The following is a 20,254-nucleotide window of genomic DNA, read 5'->3' as shown; positions in this document are numbered from 1 at the left end:
TTAATTGAATGAGTAATTTTAGTTGCTCAAAATGTTACTATGGATATTGTATTTATACAAGGATTAAAAATTGACACCGTTATTGGTATTTACGATTGGGAGCGAAAAATTCGTCAAGATATTGTGCTAGATATTGAGATGTCAACTGATATTAAAGCGGCTAGTAAAACTGATCATATTGACCAAGCCTTGGATTATAAGGCGGTGTCAAAGCGTTTGATTAATTTTGTGCAAAATAGTGAGTGTCAGTTGGTCGAGACCTTGGCAGAAAAGATCACCCAAACTGTATTGAAAGAATTTGAAGTTACTTGGATAAAACTCACTTTGAATAAAGGAAAAGTATTGACAGGTGCACGCGGAGTGGGTGTCATTATTGAGCGTAGTAATGGCTAATATCCACATCAATATCGGCTCAAATCAAAACCGTAGGGAAAATTTGTCTAAGGCTATTGGCGCCATTCAAACAGTATTTGAAAATACAGTTTTTTCTAGGGTTTATGAGTCTAAAGCCTTTGGGTTTAAAGGTGATAATTTTTATAACATTGGTATTAATGCAACCACTCATTTAACAATTTCTAAAGTGGTCAGTGTTTTACATGACATTGAGGATAATCTTGGTAGAGATAGAGAAGTGCCAAAATTTTCATCACGCTCAATTGACCTTGACTTAACTTTATATGATGAAGTTATTAATCAACGTCACAACCTGCCAAGAGGCGATATTCTGAAGTATAACTTTGTACTTATGCCATTGGCAGAATTAAGTCCAAATTTAATCCACCCGCAACAACATAAGACCTATGATCAGTTACGTGCAACTATGAATGAGTTAAAATCGTATAATATTAGAATCTTAAACAAGGAATAATGATAAAAAAGACACTATTTGTCCTGCTAATTTCGCTTTCTAGTTTTGCATTTTCACAAGATTATGAGGCTGGCATAGATTATATAGTACTTGATAAGCCAGTTAAAACGACAACAGGCGATAAAATTGAGGTGCGTGAGTTATTTTGGTACTATTGCCCACATTGTTATAATCTTGAGCCGCTAATAAACGGTTGGCTTAAAACTAAGCCTAGTAATGTTGAGTTTGTGCGCCAATCAGCAATGTTTTCTAAGCGTTGGTTAAATGGGGCGATTTTTTACTTTGTATTAGAAGAATTAAACCTAGTTGAAAAATTGCACGAGGCGTTATTTGATGCAATTCACACAAAGAATAGACGCTTTAACTCTAAAGAGAGTTTTGTTGACTGGGTGGCAAGTTTTGGTGTTGATAAAAATAAGGTCGAAAAAGCATTTGACTCCTTTAGTGTAAAAATTAAAGTGAATAAATCTAAGCTAAACACACTTAAATATAAGATTACTGGTGTGCCAGTTATGGTTATTAATGGTAAATATTTAACCGATGCCACGCATGCAGGCTCGCATACTAATATGCTAAAAGTGGTGGATTTCTTAATTAAGAAAGAAAGCAAACTTGAATGATACAGTTTTAGTCTTATCAGGACTTGACCCTTGTGGCGGCGCAGGATTGGTTGCTGATATTGAAACTATTAATCAATTTGGTGTAACACCGTTACCTATTATTACTAACCTTACGGTACAAAATACAGCATCAATTAAAAGCTTGAATAAAGTGGATTGCGATTTACTTATTAGGCAGTTTAAACATTTGCAAGCCGATGTTAATTTTGAAGTGGTGAAAATTGGCTTGTTATCTTCAATTAAGCAAATTAAAACCATTGCCAAGTTGGTTAAAAATAAAACTATCATCCTTGATCCAATTGTGAAATCTAGTAGTGATTGTGGTTTTTTAGATGTTGTTTTAATTGATGTTTTAAAACAACAATTGTTACCATTAGCAAAAATTATCACGCCTAATTTAGCAGAATTACAAATTTTGGCAGATGAGCAAGATGAACAAAAGGCCATTAAAAAACTCTTTTGTAATTGGATTTTACTCACTAAAACTGATGTATCTGACGATGTCATTGAACATCGGTTGTATCACCACGAAACACTAGTTCAGAATTTTATTTATCAAAAGTTACCTGGTGATTATCATGGCTCTGGTTGTACACTCTCTAGTGCAATCAGTGCATTAATTGCATCAGGCTTGGGTGTTGAAATTGCTTGCAAGTGCGCTCTGGAGTATACTTATCAAACTTTGTTAAACGCCAAGAGTATTGGTAAAATGCAGTTTCATCCTAATAGACAAAAACCATCATGAGTTTTATTAACAACTGGCTACGCCCTGACATTAAAGCAATTAATGCTTATCATATACCTCCTTCTACCAATATGGTGAAGTTGGATGCGATGGAGTCGCCATTTCTTTTATCTGATGAGTTAACAGGTCAGTATTTGACCTATCTAGTCGATGCACAACTTAATCGCTATCCAAGTGCCAGTGCTAACGAGACACAACAAACTTTGCGTAAGTTGATGGATATTCCTGATGAATTTGGCGTGCTATTGGGCAATGGCTCGGATGAGCTGATTCAACTATTAGCATTGGCATGTGATGCACAAGACACCGTTTTAAGCGTTGAGCCAAGTTTTGTGATGTATGAGATGATTGCAAAATTTGCACGTCTTAATTATCAAAGCGTTCCATTGACGAATGATTTTGAGATTGACGCTGATGTCATGCAAAAGGCGATAGAAACCCACAATCCTAAATTAATTTTTATTTCTTATCCAAATAATCCAACAGGCAATGTATTTAATCGCATAGTTATTGAGCGTATCATCACTTCAACCAAGGCAATGGTGGTGCTTGATGAGGCTTATTATACGTATGCAACGGACAGTTTTTTAGCCGATATTGCTCAGTATCCAAACTTAGTTTTGCTTAGAACGGTTTCTAAAATTGGCTTTGCAGGTTTGCGCTTAGGTTTGTTAATTGCCACGCAAGACACAGTCAGCCAATTAGATAAATTACGCCTACCTTACAACATTAATACCTTAACCCAAGTGAGCGCTAATTTTCTTTTGCAAGAAAAAAACATGATTAATGCCAATGCTAGTATTATTCTTGCTGAGCGTCAGACATTATTTGATAAACTTGTCAAAATAAATTTTTTAAAAGTTTATCTATCGCAAGCAAATTTTATTTTATTTAAAGCACTTAATGCAAACGAACTATTTGAATTTTTGAAAGAAAATGGTATTTTAATTAAAAATTTAAGTGCCACGAAGCAACTAACTGATTGTTTACGTGTGACAATTGGTACTGAAGAGCAAAATCAAAAATTTATCAACATTGTAAAAAGTTTCTATGATTGACAATAAAACATTATCTAAGTATTGCCATGATTATCTTAATGTAGATGCATTTCATGATTATTGCCCGAACGGTTTACAAATTGAAGGTAAGCCTAATATTACTAAAATCATTTCAGGCGTGAGTGCCAATCAAGATTTGATTGATAGAGCAATTGATGAAGGGGCAGATGCACTGTTTGTCCATCATGGATTTTTTTGGAAAAATGAAAATTCAGCCATAATAGGCATCAAAAAAAACCGCATTAAAGCACTATTAAAACACAATATTAATTTATTCGCCTACCACCTACCACTCGATGCTCATCCAAAAGTAGGCAACAATGCCCAACTTGCCCAACGCTTTAACATTAAAAACCCCACGTCGATTGGCGATACGCTAGTCTGGCAAGGGGAAGTTGACACTACGCTAGGCAGTTTTTCCAATACCATAAAACAAGTCTTGAGTCGCACGCCGTTAGTTTTTGGTGCGGATGATAAAATATTAAAACGTATCGCATGGTATAGTGGCAGTGCACAAACCTACATTGAACATGCCATTAACATTGATGCCGATTGTTTTATTACGGGTGAAGTCTCTGAGAAAATCCCGGCGATTGCTAAAGAAAACAATATTGCCTTTATCTCTGCAGGACACCACGCCACTGAGCGCTATGGCGTACAAGCCTTATGCCAATACCTAAGCGATAAATTTAGGTTTAAACACCAATTTATTGATATTGATAATCATGTTTAACTTAGGCATACCAATTAGAAGCTCTACCCATACTTGAACGGCTTGCCTGAAACATGGCAACCTATTATTGTTATTTGGATTTTTATCGGCATTGTTATTGGTTTGGTAATATTTTTTATTACATATTTGACATTTCAACCAATATTAGCAATATTGAAAAAATTATTGAGATACATGAAGATATTGATAATGATATCTTTTACTCAGATTTTAAACAGGCTAAAAATTACAACAAAACAAACATAGCGATAAAGTTATACTCATCGATAAAATTTTGTGTTATGAGGAATTACTGCTTGTTAGTTTGTTAGTATTCTTTTATCTTGTTTTGCTTGTCTTTGGTATACGGCGCAAGAAAAATTAAGCAACATTTGGACAAAAGCTAAACAGCCCAATAATAGTCAGATTTTGACAAAGAAAATACCGATTAAAATTTAAGTATAATACTCCTTTTTTAAGTCTTACATTTTTATACTATGAGCAAGAAGTTTGATGTTTGTGTTGTGGGCGCAACAGGCGTGGTGGGTGAAGCGATTCTTTCTATTTTAGAGCAGCGCGATTTTCCAATTAATAATTTATATCCTTTAGCGAGTGTCAATTCTTCTGGTAAGAAAGTATTTTGTCAGGATAAAAGTTGGATGGTACAAGACTTAAGTGCCTTTGATTTTTCGAAAGTGCAAATAGGGTTGTTTTCAGCAGGTGGCAGTATTTCTGAGAAATATGCACCGATTGCGGCTAAGGCAGGGTGTGTGGTGATTGATAATACGGCATATTTTCGTCGTGATAAGGATATTCCTTTGGTTGTGCCAGAGGTAAATCCACATGTAATTGCAGATTATACAAAGCGCAATATTATTGCTAATCCAAATTGTTCAACCATTCAAATGCTGGTGGCACTCAAACCGATTTATGATGCGGTGGGGATTAAGCGCATTAATGTGGCGACTTATCAAGCGGTGTCGGGTTCTGGCAAGGAGGCGATTAGTGAATTAATCGACCAAACAACTAAATTATTAAGTGGTAATACTAAGGTTGATGTTGAGGTCTATCCAAAGCAGATTGCGTTTAATGTCATCCCACATATTGATGTTTTTCAAGATAATGGCTATACCAAGGAGGAGATGAAAATGGTATGGGAGACGAAAAAGATTTTTGAGGATGAAGACATTTCAGTTAATCCAACAGCGGTACGTGTGCCTGTTATTTATGGGCATTCTGAAGCGATTAATATCGAAACTATAAGAAAAATTACTGCGGCTGAAGCCACTAATATTTTGTCAAAAGCGAATGGTGTTACGGTTATGGATAAACGCGACGATGGTGGTTATGCCACACCATTTGTTGAAGCAATTAGCCATGATGATACGTTTGTGAGCCGTATCCGTGAGGATATTTCCCATGAAAAAGGCTTAAATCTATGGGTGGTTTCTGATAATATTCGCAAAGGTGCAGCACTCAATACGGTACAAATTGCTGAGATTCTAATTGAGGAGTATTTATAAATCGTGTCATCACAAAAACTACCCACTAAAAGCCTTGTTGTTTGCCATTCTTTTAGCCATATTTTTAGGGCCAATCGGGCTGTTTTATGCAAGTGTTATTGGCGCTTTGATTATGCTGGCTATTACCGCAATTATTGGTTCTATCACCTTTGGGTTTGGGCTATTTATCCCTTATATAATTTGTATTATATGGGCGATTATTGCTGTCAATACTTGCAGAATGAATATGATTAAAGTATCTAGAAAAACCAATGAAACTGATATTAGTGTTGAACTCAATTTATATGGCACAGGTCAAGCAAATATAGACACCGGTGTGCCATTTTTGGATCATATGCTGGATCAAGTTGCACGGCACGGTTTAATGGATTTAACCATTAAATGCGATGGTGATACACAAATTGATGATCACCACAGTGTTGAAGATATTGGAATTACATTGGGTAAAGCCTTTGTTCAAGCAGTCGGTGATAAAAAAGGCTTTACCCGTTATGGTTATTCTTATGTGCCACTGGATGAAGCGCTATCACGTGTTGTGTTAGATCTTTCTGGCCGCCCTAGTTTGGATTTAAATGTGAGTTTTATGCGCGCTATGATTGGCACTTTCGATGTTGATTTGATTTCAGAATTTTTCCAAGGCTTTGTGAACCATGCGTTGATTACACTGCATATTGACAATCTTAAAGGCGTTAATTCTCATCATCAGGCTGAAACTATCTTCAAGGCATTTGGCAGAGCATTACGTATGGCAATAACTAAAGACGAACGTCAAAAAGGCATGATTCCTTCCACCAAAGGCTTGCTTTAAACATTCGTGCAAAGTATTGCAATTATTGATTATGGCATGGGCAATGTGCGTAGCGTGCAAAAAGCACTTGAGCATGTCGCTCCGAATGATAAAGTTTTTTTGACTGATAATGCTGATTTAATCACAAACGTTGATCGTATTGTTTTTCCAGGACAAGGCGCAATGGGTGCATGTATGAAAGCATTAACACAACATGGATTAGTAGATGTTATCAAGCGTTGTGTTGATGAAAAACCATTTTTGGGCATCTGCTTAGGGTTGCAACTTTTATTTGATCATAGCGAGGAAAATAACGGCATTGATGGTTTGTCCATCATTTCAGGTAATGTTGTTAAATTCGCTAAAAATAACCTCAAAGTACCACATATGGGCTGGAATACGGTGAAACAAACAATAGAGCATCCGCTTTGGCATAATATTAATAACTATGCACGTTTTTATAGTGTGCATAGTTATTATATAGAAGCCAGTCATGCAGATGTGATTGCTGGTTCAACCAATTATGGTATTGATTTCACTTGTGCCATTACTCAAGATAAACTATTTGCAGTGCAATTTCATCCTGAAAAATCACAGCACGATGGTTTGCAATTGCTTAGTAATTTTGTTAGTTGGCAGATTTAACAAAGATTTTCCTTATTTGGTTTTATAATTATCCAGCTCGATAATAAGTCGAGTTTTGTCATTTTGTGCTACAACCCATCATTAAATGTTTAGCTTGGTGTGGATCTTTAACCTTGCGCAGAATTGTTTGATAATAGGTATTAATACCTTATGGCTGATTAATGGACATTTGCTTCCTTGGGGATAAATGTATAAATAAGGATTAATCCCACCACTTTCTAGAAAATAGTCAGACTCAATGCCACTAATCAGTTTGTGATATCCAGGATGTATTTCAATCACCTGAGTGAGTTGAGTTTTCAACAAATCAAGTGATTACTTGTTTAAGAACTTTTGCTAAGCATTAGCAAGGAATTGTCGTTGTTGTGCTCTATCTTAAGTGTAAAACACTTAAAGGTTTATAAGTTTTTCTCTTCGTATTCACAAAGGTCAAGCAAAATACACTCTGTACATAATGGAGAGCGGGCTTTACAGGTATAGCGACCATGTAGAATCATTAAGTGGTGCGCAGGCACTCGGTACTCATCAGGGATGAATTTAACCAATTTTTTCTCTACCTCTAATACAGTTTTGCCACTCGCAATAGCGGTGCGGTTTGCCACACGATAAATATGCGTATCAACCGCAATCGTTGGATGACCAAAGGCAGTATTAAGCACAACATTGGCAGTTTTACGACCAACACCAGGTAGTGCTTCTAACTCTTTACGAGTTTCGGGCACACCTGAGTTGTATTTCTCAATCAAAATTTTACAAGCTTGAATAATGTGTTTGGCTTTTGAGTTGAACAGACCAATGCTTCTTATGGTGTCTCGGAGTGTGTCTTCGCCTAATTTAAAAATAGCTTTAGGTGTATTGGCAATTGGAAACAATTTATCAGTGACCTTGTTAACACTTTTATCAGTCGCTTGGGCGGATAATGTCACGGCCACCAATAGTTCAAATGGTGTTGAATAGTTTAATTCTGTGGTTGGATTTGGTATCTTTTTAAGCAACCTTCCAAACATTTCTGTACGTGTCTCGGCGTTCATTTTTTCTTTGCCTATTTTTTTTCTCAATGCCGAATATTATACCTTATATTTAAATTTAAGGCAAAATACCCTAAAAGAACGATTTACTATAAGTTTCAAGTTGTTGCCATAATTCTTCTTGTTCTGGGTGTTGTTGCCTCATTGCGTTAATTCTTGCTAGGTAATCATCAATAGCTGTATAGCCATTTTCACCTGTTTGGACTCGCCCTTGTACAGTTTCAAACCAGTCTTCTTTTTCCTCTTCGGTTAAAGTGTTGGGATAATTTCTAGCTTTAAAGTGCATGAGTAATGTTGAGAGCTTTTTGTCCTTAAATTTTGGATGAAACACGCCTAATTCTTTAACAGATAAGACTTGAATTTGGTTGCAAATACGCTTATCAGCATTGTCAATAAAACCATCATAAAGCGATTGGTCTATATCTTTTGCTGCAATGCGTTTTTGATCGTTTTTGTATAAATCTTGTACGACTTTACTAATCTTGAGTTGGTTGTCTTTGATAAAAGTGAGATGCCGCATACATTGATTCGTATCAATATTTAACTGCTTAATAATTTTTGGCTCAAGTTTATAAACATTAGGGACAAACATCGGACTTTTATTAAAAATTAACTCTTTAATTTGTAATCTTTCTTGCTCTTTTGGTAGTTCAGATTGCTTGGTAAATATCAAAGTTTTAAGTGCTTCAATGCCAAGTTCTAGCAAAATACAAGGATCTTGATCCAGGTTAAACACCAGCGCTCGGTCGTTATGCTCAGGATGATAAGCCAGTGCAACGGATAATCGAGTACAAGACAGTTGTGCTGGATACATACCAGTTGTATGTAACATTGGCTCAAGTAGACTAATTTTAGAGGCGACTGTTTTCTTCTCTCTTAAACTAAAGCTATAGTCAAACAATTGAGGTTGTGTTTGCTTGATAATTTTAGCAATGGCAATAGTGGCGTGCACATCAGCCAAAGCATCATGTGCATTTGCATGTTCAATGTCATTAGTAAGTGACAATTTATCAAGTTTAAAGACTGGTTTGCCTTGTTCATCATGAACCCATTTAAGGCTTGTATCTTTTTTAAGTGCGTAGCACAGTCGCACAACGTCTAATATATCCCAGCGAGTATTGCTATTTTGCCAATGCCAAGTATAAGGGTCTATAAAATTACGATACAGCGTGTGACGAGTAAATTCATCATCAAAACGAATTGAATTGTAACCCACAACACAGGTATTTGGCGTTGAGAATTGAACATGAATTTTTTTAATAAATTCATGTTCAATCATGCCTTTTTGTTCACACAATTGTGGGCTAATACCAGTTATAAAACAAGCCTCAGGTGATGGCAAACAATCATGAGTTGGCTTGCAGTAAAACATCTGCTCATCTAAAATATTAAAATTCTCATCAGTCCTGATACCAGCAAATTGAGAGATTCTATCTATTCTTGGCGAAATGCCAAAAGTTTCATAGTCATACCAATAAAATGTTTTCATAGGTAGTTAGTTTAATGTATTACTTTTTTGAGAATATGCTCACTGTGTCTAAATTTAAGCAAAAATCATTTACATCCTTCAATTCAGGCTTTCTAAAATAATATCAATTAACTCATAAGGAATTAACCTTTAAGTTTTTACAATATTGAACAGTTTTGATGCTGTCAAGCCTTCTATCACCACGCTCAATCTTACTAATAAGTAAATAGTCGTAATTATGCTTTCTAGCAAATGCTCGTTGAGATAAATCAAGCGCTTTTCGCTTGTTTTTCCAAAATTTGCGAAGGCTGATGACATGTTCTTTGAAATGTATAATGAGGCTGTTTTAGTCTCATATTGAGAGGTAACTGAAAATTTTATAATAGATTTTACAACAAGGAAAGATGAAGAAAGGAGATGTGGAAATTTAATTTAATTAAATTGATTACTACAAAGGTAAAGAATTTTTTTTAGAAGCTGACAATGGAACAGACCATCACTGGAGACTTGTTAGAAGAAAACCCAATAAGCTAGTTATTGAAGGAGATTATTCTGGAAAACATGTTGGTTCGCTTGAATTAATAGAGAAACACAATCAAGGAGAAAAAATGTTCAAGCCTCTTGGTGTTGCAGCTTTAGTTGAGTTAGAGTCTTCTAAAAACCCCTATGCTGTCTTAATGCAACATAATTTACCTGGCTCCATTCCAATGATAGAACCAGAACCAATGATGGTAAAAAATAATTGTTTTCAAGTGGGTAGATAGAGGGGCAGCATCTAAAGCATTAGAAAGAGAAAGGGTACTGCATCAACTGGAAAATTAGTCAGTAATAAAAACACAGCTAGTGGTGTTATTAGATTAACTAACAATAAGGGTGAATTTAATTACGTAAACAACGATATTGTTACATTTAAACTTGGCAATTTACTATTTGGTTCTATTGGGGTAGTTCAGATAGAGGTGTGTGTGAATATAGACTCGTGTTCTAAAGCTTGTATATAACGCTATCTGCAGTTGGGAATATATACAAAATATCAGAGCACAGTGTTGAAGAATCTGTAAAAGTATTTTTGAAATACAGTGAATTATTAAAATATGGCACAGAAATTCATTTTTTAGCAGGAAGTAATAGGGGCTCCTTGTTTTTCTCATCGCAATGGCGTTTGCAGATGAGCATACTGTAAAAATATTATTTAACACAATTGCGTTAGCAAAATGCGGGAAAGATGTAGACCTGTCTCAAAAATCTTCTCAATGCGTGTCTGCTGTTGAAACTAGTTTAGCAACTACAATTCATGATATATACGCAAGCACTGACTTTTTATCTAAAGAGAAAACGCTTATTGAGGTTACAAAAAACCATACTATTTATACACTATTAATTTAAATGATAAATGAAAATATGGGGGTAAAGATGGTTATAGCGAAAATAAAATGCTATCAATAATAAACCAAGCAATAGAAAGTAATAATATAAGCTCAGTAGAATTGGATAGCAAATCTATATACAATTATTTTATCACTCCTGTTGTGGATTTTTTTCAATCTGAAGAAAGCGCTAAAAGATTTTCGTAACAGTAAAGTTGTTAGCTCGGCTTATGATTTTATAAAAAATTCTCACAAGATTTTAAAAGCAATGAAGTAATTGAATTTAAGGTCGTTTATCGGACATTTCCATCTTTGTTTGATAAGTTTAAAGACAGGTCTGTTAATTTAACATGTAATAAGAATGGCAGTACTTTTTTTAATCAAACTGGAAACTTTAATATAGAGTGTGAAATTGTTTTAATTAAAGGTGTAAAAATAAATAAAGAACGTATATATATTAGTGTAACTGGTGATAGCACTTCTATACCTAAGAAACCAATACTTGTATCTCCTGGTAGCTCAAGATCTTCAGGGTTGATACTAACAAGCCTCAATCCAGTTTTATCTTGAAATACAACTGATGGTGCTGAAGTATTACACCGTTTCTGTTAAAGATTTGGATACGGGTGGTTTAGTGCTGAATAAAACCAATGTAGTTGGTACATCTTTAAGTGTGTCAAGCGACTTAACTGCTAGATATAAGTATTACTGGAATATTACAGCGTGTAATGATGCTGGATGTAGTACATGGGCAGAGCCATTATATTTTAAAATTGAGTAAATCCAAGATACGCCCAGCACTCTAAACACAACTGGTGAGTATATAACACATGAAGCGATTGTAATATATTAGGATGCTATTGATGGGCGCGACCAAGTATCAGTTAAAGTAGAGGGATCAAAAGCAATAATGGCTTGGTAAGAGGTTGATGGTGCTGACAAATATAATGTTGAAGTTGGTGGAGAAATAACTTCTTATGTTGATATTAATTATTCAGGCAATGTTTTAAATAGTGATATGAACAGTGTTAAAACTGGGTATTATTTATCGGAGAATACACGCCTTGATAGCTCAGACGAGCTCCTAGATACTGACGACTCCAGTTATAGCCTCTGATGATACATCAAATAGAGAATATCAAACATTAAATATGCCAAGTAACTTATCATCTTAAGATACCCAGTATCTATTATTTATAGCAGATTATGATAATAAATTTAGCGAGATCAATGAGAATAATAATATTAAATATGTTAGATTTACAACAAACTCTCCGTCTTTCGATTTTTCGGATTATTTTGCAGCTTGTGATTAATTTTAGCTACATCTTTTGGCTGATTTTGACCAATCAGAATGTACAAGTAGTATAAATTTGATTTTATTTAAAACAGATTATTAATGACTGGTAAGAGTTGTGTTATTTCTTGACTTATTGTTATGTGCTCAGACCAAGAAAAAACTATTGCTATCAATCAATATCTTGAAACTGTAGGGGGGTGTTTTCGTCCAGCTAATACAGTTTAGCCCACATTCTATAACAACAAATAATAAAAATAGAGTTAAATTTAGATAATAGCCTATTTGCTATAGAATATAAATGGCAATACAAAAAATGCAATAACTACACCAAGCAGGTTATGGTATAAGAAACTCTTAGAACAAGGTATATTATTGTAGACAATAAAAAACCCAGCGATTAAACTGGGTTTATTTATTTAAATAATTAGAAAATTATTTTGGGTAAACGTTCGCGGCTTGCGGACCTTTTTCACCATCTTCTAGGTCAAACTCCACTTCTTGACCCTCTTCTAATGATTTGTAACCATCGCCTTGAATAGCACGGAAGTGAACAAATACATCATCACCACTTTCTTGCTCAATAAAACCAAATCCTTTTTTTGCGTCAAACCATTTGACTTTTCCTGTTGTAGACATTGTGTCTCCTATAAGTTAAAAATTACCGAAAAAATAGACCACCTTTATAGAGTACGAAAACCGACAATAAATCAATCAACAACATAGATATAAATAGCAGCTGTATTCTTTACCAGCGGTTTTAATTTTAGCACACCTTTTTGTCATTAAGGTTGACATTCGTTAAAAATAAGTGCTTGGCAGATTACACATCTTTTTTTGTTCTAGTTTTGCGGTAAACTCATAAACGAGGGCTTTAAGCCCAACAAAATATAAGCCACCATTGTTTCTACTAGGCGATTGTTCTCTGAAATGAGTGCTTCTGTGCCTGCCAAGTCAATAAAATTAATACCACTAGCAGCAATTAAAATATGATTAATGCGTTTTTGAATGTGATTAACTGAGCCAAAATAAATGGACATGTCAATGCGAATAATTTTGAGTTGAGGGGCATTGTTTGATGGGTTTTTTGTTAATATCAATGAATTTCTTTTTACCATTGACTTGGGCATTGTCTAGGGACAGGGTAGGAATGGTAAATGTGGAGGCTTTGTTAAGGAATAAAACTAATGAAAGTAAAACACCTAAGTAAATAGCAAATTCTAGCTCAAGAAAGAGGGTTGCTAGAAAGGTGGCAAGTGTGCAGGGATTTCATCCACTAACTTAATTTGTGTGATGAAGTCTTTGAAATATAGGGCAAGCAGACTCCCAATAACCATGCCTTAATAATAAATTAGACAATTTTGAAAAGATTTTTTTGGTCAAAATAGTTGTAATTAAAAGTTACTAAGGCAATAATAATCAAATACATATTAGCATCTCCAGCACCTTGATATAGGTCTATCAAAGTATGAATAAAAGACTTACTTTTGGGTACAAAGATACCTGTAATGTGCTTTAATTGGCTACTGGCAATTAAAATAGTTGCACCTATCGTAAAGCCAATAATGACCGTGTGCGAAACAAAATTAACCATTACATCTAAACGTGCTAAGCCAAATGCCAGTAAGAAAAGTAAGTGTGAATACTAAGGATAAAAATTCAGCACTGTCTAGCTCGACGTGATGACTAATGGTGGAAAAAAATCATGATAGAAATGGCTGTAGTTGGCCCTGAAGCCAGATGCAATGATGAAGCCGAATAGCGCAGAGCAACAATTGGGTAACCATCGCAGTATATAGCCCATATTTAGGGGGTAATCCAGCGATAGTGGCAAATGTGCGACACCTTGGGGTAGGACAATAACAGAGCTAGTTAATTCTGCGATTAGATCTGTTTTTAAGAGAGGCTTTGTTGACAAGCTTAAATCAGATTAGAAAAGGAAAAAACGTGAGAACTTCATTGTGTTTTAAATCTTAGCGTGAAAATTTTGGTTTTCTGCCGTGTTTGTCGTCTCTTTTACTTTTGCCGTGATAGTCTTTATTGTTACGTCGATTGTTGCTTTTCTCCTTGGAGAATTTTCCACGACCAAAATTACGTTTTCCCGTTCGTACTCCAATAGTGGCCTTGTTGTTTTTCTCAGTGAGTTCGACAATGTTTAAGCGCTTTCCACAAACCACGGTCTTTTTTAAAACCTCAAATACCTCGTTTGGCATCTCATCTGGCAAGTCAATGGTTGAGAAATGATCAAAAATTTGAATTGAGCCAATATATTCACTGTTCATGTCAGCCTCATTGGCAATAGCACCTAAAATATTACCTGGCTTGACATTATTATTATTGCCCACTTCAATCTTATAGCGACACATTGGAATTTTAGGAAAGTCTTTTAGTGGGTCGGCCTTGGTGGGAATTTCTTCTTCTTTTGGTGTTCGATTGCCGCTAAAATTTGGCTCTTTTTCTGATAATAGCAATGGTTCATTACCTTGTGCAATGAATGCTAAGGCGGCAGAGATTTTTGAGACTTCAATTTCTGGATTTTCTTGTTGAAATTCGCTAACTAATTTTTCAAATGTGTCTAAGTTTTGATTGTTGATGGTTTGTGCTATATTTTGTTTGAATGTTTCGATGCGTTTGGCATTAATAATCTTTGCACTGGGTAGTTCAATGGGGGTGATTTTTTGGCGAGTAGCGCGCTCAATGGTATTGAGCATACGTCTTTCACGGTTTGATACGAATAAAATTGCATCACCTTTTCGACCTGCACGTCCTGTTCTACCAATACGGTGTACGTAAGATTCGGCGTCTTGAGGAATGTCATAATTGACTACGTGCGAGATACGTTCTACATCTAAACCACGTGCGGCAACATCGGTAGCAATAAGGATGTCAATTTTACCTTTCTTGTAGTTAGTGATAATGCGTTCTCGTTGGTTTTGTTGAATATCGCCGTTGATAGATTCTGCTGAAAAGCCACGGGCGGATAATTTTTCTGCTAATTCTGTTGTGAGTGTTTTGGTTCTAACGAAGATAATCATTGCATCAAAGGTAGTCACTTCAAGAATGCGAGTTAAGGCTTCTAATTTTTGTGATAAGCCACCAACCATGCAGTATTTTTGGGTAATGCTGGTTGCTGTTTCTGTCTTGGTTTTTATTTTAACAATTTTTGGTTGATTTAAAAATTGCTCAGCCACTTTTTTGATAACATTTGGCATGGTGGCAGAAAATAAAGCAATTTGACGTTGTTCTGGAATGCGCTCCATTACCCATTTAATATCATTAATAAAACCCATTTTAAGCATCTCATCGGCTTCATCTAAAACGAATGACTTAAGTTTGTCTAGTTTTAAGGTGCCTTTTTTAATGTGATCCATCACTCGACCAGGCGTACCAACAATAGCGTGTACACCACGCTTTAGAGGGCGTAGTTGAATATCATAAGATTGCCCACCATAAATGGGTAGCACGTGAAAGCCCTTCATGCCTCGTGCATAGGTTTGTACTGCTTCTGATACCTGAATAGCAAGTTCACGGGTGGGTGTTAAGATTAGTAATTGTGGTGCGTTAATGTTTAAGTCAATTTTGTCAAGCAGTGGCAGGGCGAATGCTGCTGTTTTTCCTGTGCCTGTTTGGGCTTGACCGATAATATCTTCGCCATTTAATAAATGAGTGATGCATTGCTCTTGAATGGGAGAAGGGGTTTCATAGCCAATGACATCCAATATTTTCAAGATGGTATTAGACAGTCCTAAACATTCAAATTTGGATAATGGCTTTTGGTCAGATTTATTTTCAGACATGTGATTTTTGGGATAAATGAAGACCAAAATTATACCTATTTAGATAATTCCTTAGCGAACTATATTATATTTATCAGTTAAAATACGATTCATTCTTGATATAAACGGGCGAAAGCTTGTTTGGAAATCACAATTTTAATAGAGTTTGGATGATGTGTCCTGCCATCATTAACCCAAAAATATTAGGCATGTACGAGATTGCACCATTCACTGCTCTAGGTCTACCTGCAGGTGCAACATCAGTTGCACGTACTGCTTGATGTGGCAGTGCTTTGATTGGTATTTCAGTTGAATACACTACAGGGAATTTAAGCGAGGCGTGAATGCGCCTAAGTTGCTTGCGCATTTCACGTGCTAAGGCACAATTTTGTGTTTTATCCATGCGTGAAATTTTAACTTGAGTAGGGTCAAGCCTTCCACCTACACCCATACTTGAAATGATGGGTTTTTTAGATTGATTACAACTGTCAATGAGTATAGTTTTATAAGCAATAGCATCAATACAATCTGCAATAAAGTCTAGACTAGCATCAAGCGCAATGGCTTGGGCTTTGTCTCGGTCTATAAATTCATGACGTTTAATGATCATAGTGTCAGGGTTGATATCACACAATCTATCGGCTAACACACCTACTTTGGGTAGTCCAAGTGTTGAATTAAGTGCAATAATTTGACGATTAAGATCCGTTTTTTCTACAATGTCAAAATCAACCAAGGTTAATGTGCCAATGCCAGCTCTGCAAAGCGCTTCTGCACAAGCGCCACCAACACCACCAACACCACCAACTAACACATGAGATTCTGCTAATCGTGCTAATCCTTGTTGACCTAATAATATTTCAGTTCGTGCGCAGCTGCTACTCATTATTGCAATCCAAATAGTAAAATAGCATTATTATCACATTGCCTACTCAAGTCTCCTACTGATATTTGTTTTAGTTGAGCGATATTTTCAGCAACCAGTATTAAGTCATTCGGATTAACATGGTCATCTGTTTCAATTAGTAGTGATTCAAGTGGTAAGTTTTGCACGGTCTTTCTTAATCTTAAAGGTTTATCATTTAAGATTCGCAGTCCAAATCCTAAACAAAACCCCATATTTACCAAAGTATTAGCCTGTGCTTCACTACCTGAAAAGCTGTGAACTTCCCCAGTGACTTTTGGGTATTTTTTTAACAACAATATAACCTCTTCAGTTGCCTTTACTGCGTGAATAATCACTGGTAATTTGTAAGTTTCGGCCAATTGTAATTGACATTCAAAGATATAAAACTGCTTATACTTATCAATGTTTTTAGAAAAATCTAACCCGCACTCACCGATGGCAATAGGATTGTTACATTTAATCAAATATTCCAAAGTACCTAAATCTTGTTGAGCGTGTGATTCAACCGACCAAGGGTGAATGCCCAGCGCAAAATATGGATACATTTGCACCTGTTGCCAGTTTTGCTTGCCTATACTAGGCACAATTGCCACTGTATTTTCAGCGATTGTGTGAATATGGTCAAAATCCAAATGGGCATGTGAGTTAATCATTGCTTTGTGTCGTTATGGTTTAGACAATATAATAACCATTATTTACATGTAACTTATTTATTAATGAAGTTTTTCCAAAGAGTAACGACAACCAGTTTGGTGTTTATTGTTGCGATATTTTTGACCACGACAGGCAATCTTAAATTTTTCTCAAAGGTGATTGAGATTTATCCTTTGGTTGATAATGTTGCGTTTTTAGCTTCCTTACTAGTCTGGTTACTTGTATTTTTAGTGATAGGATTACTTTTGGTTTGTTATCGATATAGTGCTAGGCCTATATTAATTCTGTTACTTATTGTGTCGGCTATTGTCGATTATTTTACTAATAATTATAGTATTGTCTTTGACGACAATATGATTGCTAATAGCCTAGAAACCAATGTAGCAGAGTCAGTGGACTTGTTTAGTTTTGAATTAATTGTATATGTCATTTTGTTAGGACTAATGCCTAGTTATTGGGTTTATAAAGTTCAAATTGTTAAAGAAAATTTTCTACAACAATTGTGGTCTAAATTAAAAGTGATTGTTATTTTGTTGGTTATGTTTGTTCTAATAACTTTGATGTTTTCTAAATCGTACACTTTTCTTTTTCGAGAAAACAAGCAACTTCGCCTATATATTAATCCAACTTATTATTTATATGCCATTGGTAAACATATTAATTCAAAATTTGAAACTACTACCATTTCTTTTAAGATAATTGCCCAAGATGCATTAATCAATCGAGCTGATAATAAAAAAAAATTAATTATTATGGTTGTTGGTGAAACAGCTAGAGCAGATCGTTTTTCTTTGAATGGATATCAAAGAATGACCAATCCTTTGCTTACAAATGAAAATGTGATTAGTTTAAGCCAGGTGTATTCTTGCGGTACGGATACTGCCTATTCATTGCCATGTATGTTTTCAAACTTAGGTCGAAGTGACTATACGCATGTTCAAGGTAAGAACATGAGTAATGTACTTGATATTTTAAGCCATGCGGGTGTGGAGATCTTGTGGAGGGATAACAATTCTAGCTCAAAGGGTGTGGCAGATCGTCTCACTTATCAAGATTTTAAATCAAAGCGTTTGAATACGATTTGTAATATTGAATGCAGAGATGAAGGCATGCTGGTTGATTTACAACAATATGTTAACGCTCATTATGACAAAGACATGCTTATTGTTTTACATATGATGGGCAGCCATGGCCCGGCATATTACAAGCGCTATCCTGGAAAGTTTAAAATATTTACCCCCATATGTGAAACCAATCAACTTAATAAATGCACCAATAATCAGATTAACAATGCATATGATAATACCATTGTTTACACAGATTATTTTTTATCCAAAACAATCAATTTTTTAAAAAGTAACCAAAATCAATTTAAAACCGCTATGTTTTATATGAGTGATCATGGGGAATCTCTGGGTGAGAATGGATTATATCTGCATGGAATGCCTTATTTTATTGCTCCTAAAGAGCAAACTCATGTTGGCTCAATTTTGTGGTTTGGTGATGAATTTTCTAAGGATGTTGATACAGAATTGTTAAATAAAAAAGCAAATACTAAACTTTCTCATGATGGCATGTTTCACACATTGTTAGGACTGGTGAATGTAGATACCCTTCTTTACAAAAAAGAGTTGGATTACATTCGTTATATCAAATAAATTAATGGTATTGGCTATTTTTCAAAGTGTATTGGCGATGCTGATATTGGAATATAATTTAATATTCAAAGTTAAAAGTGATTATAATGGTCCGATTATTCTGCATAAAGATAGATTGGATTATGAAAACATTTAGCGCTAAAACACATGAAGTCAAAAGAGACTGGTTACTCGTTGACGCTGACGGTAAAACCTTAGGTCGTTTAGCAACGCAAATTGCCTCCCGTCTTCGTGGTAAGCACAAACCTGAATATACACCACACACGGATACGGGCGATTATATTGTTGTTATTAACGCTTCAAAGGTTAAAGTAACGGGCAATAAATTTGAAGACAAAATGTATCATCATCACACAGGTTATGTTGGTAGCTTAGAATCAATTGCATTTAAAGACTTACAAGCCAAAAAGCCAGAGGAAATTATCAATAAAGCGGTAAAAGGCATGTTGCCAAAAGGCCCTCTAGGTAGAGACATGTTTAGAAAAATGAAAGTATTTGCAGGTAGCGAGCACACACATGGTGCGCAACAACCTCAAATTTTAGATATTTAAGGTAAAAAATATTATGGCAAAGACAGAAACTTATTACGCAACAGGCAGAAGAAAGACATCAGTAGCCCGTGTTTATATGACTAAAGGCAAAGGTGTTTTCACAGTTAACAGGCGCCCAATGAATGAATACTTCGGACGTGAAACCTCTTCAATGATCATCAATCAACCATTAGATACAGTTGAAATGAGAGATAAGTTTGATTTTAATATCATGGTCAAAGGTGGCGGTGACACTGGCCAAGCCGGTGCAATTAGACTGGGTGTGACTCGTGCATTAATGGCATATAACAACGATCTACGAAGCGAGTTACGTAAAGCAGGCTTTGTGACACGTGATGCTAGAATTGTAGAGCGTAAAAAAGTCGGTCGCAAGAAAGCACGTAAGAGCGAGCAGTTCTCCAAGCGTTAAATCACTTTCAAACGCTCATAAAAGCCCGTATTTATTTTGAATAGATGTGAGCTTTTTATTGCTTCATTAATAGTACGATTTTTTAAATTAGAAAATCGTACTATTCAAGTTCATTGTATCTAATAATGCTTTGCACTTGTTCAACATAATCAAAGCCAATTTCAGAGTACCCCAGCCTCAG

Annotated in this window: 24 protein-coding genes; 15 read left to right on the top strand and 9 right to left on the bottom strand. The window is 35.4% G+C overall.

The annotated features are described in order from the left end of the window. The first annotated feature begins 39 nt into the window (after positions 1 to 39). From folB to hisH, 9 genes are all read left to right on the top strand, one after another. On the top strand, positions 40 to 393 hold the full coding sequence (gene folB, locus HUE58_RS04800; RefSeq protein WP_174605879.1) for a dihydroneopterin aldolase: 354 nt from the start codon (positions 40 to 42) through the stop codon (positions 391 to 393). After that, on the top strand, positions 386 to 868 hold the full coding sequence (folK, locus tag HUE58_RS04795; RefSeq protein ID WP_174605878.1) for a 2-amino-4-hydroxy-6-hydroxymethyldihydropteridine diphosphokinase: 483 nt from the start codon (positions 386 to 388) through the stop codon (positions 866 to 868). The genes folB and folK overlap by 8 nt, the downstream gene beginning before the upstream one ends. Further along, positions 868 to 1,488: a thiol:disulfide interchange protein DsbA/DsbL gene (locus tag HUE58_RS04790; protein ID WP_246260761.1), complete on the top strand. Its 621-nt coding sequence runs from the start codon at positions 868 to 870 to the stop codon at positions 1,486 to 1,488. Before folK ends, HUE58_RS04790 begins: the two co-directional genes overlap by 1 nt. Further along, positions 1,481 to 2,233, top strand: coding sequence for a bifunctional hydroxymethylpyrimidine kinase/phosphomethylpyrimidine kinase (gene thiD, locus HUE58_RS04785; protein WP_174605877.1), 753 nt, complete (start codon positions 1,481 to 1,483; stop codon positions 2,231 to 2,233). Before HUE58_RS04790 ends, thiD begins: the two co-directional genes overlap by 8 nt. Next, positions 2,230 to 3,291: a histidinol-phosphate transaminase gene (gene hisC / locus HUE58_RS04780; protein ID WP_174605876.1), complete on the top strand. Its 1,062-nt coding sequence runs from the start codon at positions 2,230 to 2,232 to the stop codon at positions 3,289 to 3,291. Before thiD ends, hisC begins: the two co-directional genes overlap by 4 nt. After that, complete coding sequence (locus HUE58_RS04775; protein ID WP_174605875.1) at positions 3,284 to 4,024, top strand: Nif3-like dinuclear metal center hexameric protein; 741 nt, start codon at positions 3,284 to 3,286, stop codon at positions 4,022 to 4,024. Before hisC ends, HUE58_RS04775 begins: the two co-directional genes overlap by 8 nt. 476 nt (positions 4,025 to 4,500) lie before the next feature. Continuing rightward, positions 4,501 to 5,526 carry an aspartate-semialdehyde dehydrogenase gene (locus tag HUE58_RS04770; protein ID WP_174605874.1) on the top strand — a complete coding sequence of 342 codons (1,026 nt, stop codon included), beginning with the start codon at positions 4,501 to 4,503 and terminating at the stop codon, positions 5,524 to 5,526. Positions 5,527 to 5,752: 226 nt separating this feature from the next. After that, the gene (hisB, locus tag HUE58_RS04765; protein ID WP_174606240.1) at positions 5,753 to 6,334 is read left to right on the top strand and encodes an imidazoleglycerol-phosphate dehydratase HisB; all 582 of its coding nucleotides are present in this window, start codon (positions 5,753 to 5,755) and stop codon (positions 6,332 to 6,334) included. A 6-nt stretch (positions 6,335 to 6,340) separates the two neighbouring features. After that, positions 6,341 to 6,958, top strand: coding sequence for an imidazole glycerol phosphate synthase subunit HisH (gene hisH, locus HUE58_RS04760; protein ID WP_174605873.1), 618 nt, complete (start codon positions 6,341 to 6,343; stop codon positions 6,956 to 6,958). Between the two features lie 81 nt (positions 6,959 to 7,039). Here the strand turns inward: hisH and HUE58_RS07385 are convergent, their stop codons facing one another. The 3 genes from HUE58_RS07385 to sbcB all read right to left on the bottom strand — a co-directional run bounded on the left by HUE58_RS07385 (position 7,040) and on the right by sbcB (position 9,475). Beyond that, on the bottom strand, positions 7,040 to 7,240 hold the full coding sequence (locus tag HUE58_RS07385; protein ID WP_422851488.1) for a hypothetical protein: 201 nt from the start codon (positions 7,238 to 7,240) through the stop codon (positions 7,040 to 7,042). 116 nt (positions 7,241 to 7,356) lie between these two features. Next, complete coding sequence (gene nth, locus HUE58_RS04750) at positions 7,357 to 7,989, bottom strand: endonuclease III (protein ID WP_174605871.1); 633 nt, start codon at positions 7,987 to 7,989, stop codon at positions 7,357 to 7,359. Between the two features lie 70 nt (positions 7,990 to 8,059). Next, a complete protein-coding gene (sbcB, locus tag HUE58_RS04745; protein ID WP_174605870.1) occupies positions 8,060 to 9,475 on the bottom strand; it encodes an exodeoxyribonuclease I in 1,416 nt (471 codons plus the stop codon). Between the two features lie 587 nt (positions 9,476 to 10,062). Here sbcB and HUE58_RS04740 point away from each other — a divergent pair. The 3 genes from HUE58_RS04740 (at position 10,063) to HUE58_RS04730 (ending at position 11,602) form a co-directional block, all read left to right on the top strand. Continuing rightward, entirely contained in the window at positions 10,063 to 10,218 is a 156-nt protein-coding gene (locus tag HUE58_RS04740; protein WP_174605869.1) for a hypothetical protein, read from the top strand. 391 nt (positions 10,219 to 10,609) lie between these two features. After that, positions 10,610 to 10,840 carry a hypothetical protein gene (locus HUE58_RS04735; RefSeq protein ID WP_174605868.1) on the top strand — a complete coding sequence of 77 codons (231 nt, stop codon included), beginning with the start codon at positions 10,610 to 10,612 and terminating at the stop codon, positions 10,838 to 10,840. Positions 10,841 to 11,401: 561 nt separating this feature from the next. Next, positions 11,402 to 11,602 carry a hypothetical protein gene (locus tag HUE58_RS04730; RefSeq protein WP_174605867.1) on the top strand — a complete coding sequence of 67 codons (201 nt, stop codon included), beginning with the start codon at positions 11,402 to 11,404 and terminating at the stop codon, positions 11,600 to 11,602. 951 nt (positions 11,603 to 12,553) lie between these two features. On the opposite strand, the gene HUE58_RS04725 is transcribed toward HUE58_RS04730, so the two are convergent. The 6 genes from HUE58_RS04725 to HUE58_RS04705 all read right to left on the bottom strand — a co-directional run bounded on the left by HUE58_RS04725 (position 12,554) and on the right by HUE58_RS04705 (position 17,454). After that, positions 12,554 to 12,757 (bottom strand): cold shock domain-containing protein, encoded by a 204-nt coding sequence (locus HUE58_RS04725; protein WP_174605866.1) that lies wholly within the window; start codon positions 12,755 to 12,757, stop codon positions 12,554 to 12,556. 203 nt (positions 12,758 to 12,960) lie between these two features. Further along, entirely contained in the window at positions 12,961 to 13,236 is a 276-nt protein-coding gene (locus HUE58_RS06950; RefSeq protein WP_246260759.1) for a sodium-independent anion transporter, read from the bottom strand. 233 nt (positions 13,237 to 13,469) lie between these two features. Beyond that, positions 13,470 to 13,712, bottom strand: coding sequence for a SulP family inorganic anion transporter (locus HUE58_RS06945; RefSeq protein ID WP_246260757.1), 243 nt, complete (start codon positions 13,710 to 13,712; stop codon positions 13,470 to 13,472). A gap of 379 nt (positions 13,713 to 14,091) precedes the next feature. Then, positions 14,092 to 15,915, bottom strand: coding sequence for a DEAD/DEAH box helicase (locus HUE58_RS04715; protein ID WP_174605865.1), 1,824 nt, complete (start codon positions 15,913 to 15,915; stop codon positions 14,092 to 14,094). 127 nt (positions 15,916 to 16,042) lie between these two features. After that, positions 16,043 to 16,780 carry a tRNA threonylcarbamoyladenosine dehydratase gene (locus HUE58_RS04710; protein WP_174605864.1) on the bottom strand — a complete coding sequence of 246 codons (738 nt, stop codon included), beginning with the start codon at positions 16,778 to 16,780 and terminating at the stop codon, positions 16,043 to 16,045. Continuing rightward, the gene (locus HUE58_RS04705) at positions 16,780 to 17,454 is read right to left on the bottom strand and encodes a TatD family hydrolase (RefSeq protein ID WP_174605863.1); all 675 of its coding nucleotides are present in this window, start codon (positions 17,452 to 17,454) and stop codon (positions 16,780 to 16,782) included. Before HUE58_RS04705 ends, HUE58_RS04710 begins: the two co-directional genes overlap by 1 nt. A gap of 63 nt (positions 17,455 to 17,517) precedes the next feature. Between HUE58_RS04705 and HUE58_RS04700 the strand changes: the two genes are divergently transcribed. The 3 genes from HUE58_RS04700 to rpsI all read left to right on the top strand — a co-directional run bounded on the left by HUE58_RS04700 (position 17,518) and on the right by rpsI (position 20,073). Then, positions 17,518 to 19,113 carry a phosphoethanolamine transferase gene (locus HUE58_RS04700; RefSeq protein WP_174605862.1) on the top strand — a complete coding sequence of 532 codons (1,596 nt, stop codon included), beginning with the start codon at positions 17,518 to 17,520 and terminating at the stop codon, positions 19,111 to 19,113. Positions 19,114 to 19,235: 122 nt separating this feature from the next. Further along, positions 19,236 to 19,664, top strand: a complete 429-nt coding sequence (gene rplM, locus HUE58_RS04695; protein WP_174605861.1) for a 50S ribosomal protein L13 — start codon at positions 19,236 to 19,238, stop codon at positions 19,662 to 19,664. Positions 19,665 to 19,677: 13 nt separating this feature from the next. Further along, positions 19,678 to 20,073 carry a 30S ribosomal protein S9 gene (rpsI, locus tag HUE58_RS04690; protein WP_174605860.1) on the top strand — a complete coding sequence of 132 codons (396 nt, stop codon included), beginning with the start codon at positions 19,678 to 19,680 and terminating at the stop codon, positions 20,071 to 20,073. The last annotated feature ends 181 nt before the right edge of the window (positions 20,074 to 20,254 follow it).

It is taken from the genome of Candidatus Ruthia endofausta (genome assembly GCF_013342985.1).
Classification (GTDB): domain Bacteria; phylum Pseudomonadota; class Gammaproteobacteria; order PS1; family Pseudothioglobaceae; genus Ruthia; species Ruthia endofausta.
The sequence above is the reverse complement of the archived record's forward strand: the minus strand, read 5'-3'. Positions and strand labels throughout refer to the sequence as shown.

Bases quoted from the DNA above. Each gene is read 5' to 3' on its own strand.
- folB (WP_174605879.1), top strand. From the start codon at position 40: ATGGATATTGTATTTATACAAGGATTAAAAATTGACACCGTTATTGGT.
- folK (WP_174605878.1), top strand. From the start codon at position 386: ATGGCTAATATCCACATCAATATCGGCTCAAATCAAAACCGTAGGGAA.
- HUE58_RS04790 (WP_246260761.1), top strand. From the start codon at position 868: ATGATAAAAAAGACACTATTTGTCCTGCTAATTTCGCTTTCTAGTTTT.
- hisC (WP_174605876.1), top strand. From the start codon at position 2,230: ATGAGTTTTATTAACAACTGGCTACGCCCTGACATTAAAGCAATTAAT.
- HUE58_RS04775 (WP_174605875.1), top strand. From the start codon at position 3,284: ATGATTGACAATAAAACATTATCTAAGTATTGCCATGATTATCTTAAT.
- HUE58_RS04770 (WP_174605874.1), top strand. From the start codon at position 4,501: ATGAGCAAGAAGTTTGATGTTTGTGTTGTGGGCGCAACAGGCGTGGTG.
- hisB (WP_174606240.1), top strand. From the start codon at position 5,753: ATGATTAAAGTATCTAGAAAAACCAATGAAACTGATATTAGTGTTGAA.
- nth (WP_174605871.1), bottom strand. From the start codon at position 7,989: ATGAACGCCGAGACACGTACAGAAATGTTTGGAAGGTTGCTTAAAAAG.
- sbcB (WP_174605870.1), bottom strand. From the start codon at position 9,475: ATGAAAACATTTTATTGGTATGACTATGAAACTTTTGGCATTTCGCCA.
- HUE58_RS04740 (WP_174605869.1), top strand. From the start codon at position 10,063: ATGTTCAAGCCTCTTGGTGTTGCAGCTTTAGTTGAGTTAGAGTCTTCT.
- HUE58_RS04735 (WP_174605868.1), top strand. From the start codon at position 10,610: ATGGCGTTTGCAGATGAGCATACTGTAAAAATATTATTTAACACAATT.
- HUE58_RS04730 (WP_174605867.1), top strand. From the start codon at position 11,402: ATGGTGCTGAAGTATTACACCGTTTCTGTTAAAGATTTGGATACGGGT.
- HUE58_RS04725 (WP_174605866.1), bottom strand. From the start codon at position 12,757: ATGTCTACAACAGGAAAAGTCAAATGGTTTGACGCAAAAAAAGGATTT.
- HUE58_RS06950 (WP_246260759.1), bottom strand. From the start codon at position 13,236: ATGGTAAAAAGAAATTCATTGATATTAACAAAAAACCCATCAAACAAT.
- HUE58_RS06945 (WP_246260757.1), bottom strand. From the start codon at position 13,712: ATGGTTAATTTTGTTTCGCACACGGTCATTATTGGCTTTACGATAGGT.
- HUE58_RS04715 (WP_174605865.1), bottom strand. From the start codon at position 15,915: ATGTCTGAAAATAAATCTGACCAAAAGCCATTATCCAAATTTGAATGT.
- HUE58_RS04710 (WP_174605864.1), bottom strand. From the start codon at position 16,780: ATGAGTAGCAGCTGCGCACGAACTGAAATATTATTAGGTCAACAAGGA.
- HUE58_RS04705 (WP_174605863.1), bottom strand. From the start codon at position 17,454: ATGATTAACTCACATGCCCATTTGGATTTTGACCATATTCACACAATC.
- HUE58_RS04700 (WP_174605862.1), top strand. From the start codon at position 17,518: ATGAAGTTTTTCCAAAGAGTAACGACAACCAGTTTGGTGTTTATTGTT.
- rplM (WP_174605861.1), top strand. From the start codon at position 19,236: ATGAAAACATTTAGCGCTAAAACACATGAAGTCAAAAGAGACTGGTTA.
- rpsI (WP_174605860.1), top strand. From the start codon at position 19,678: ATGGCAAAGACAGAAACTTATTACGCAACAGGCAGAAGAAAGACATCA.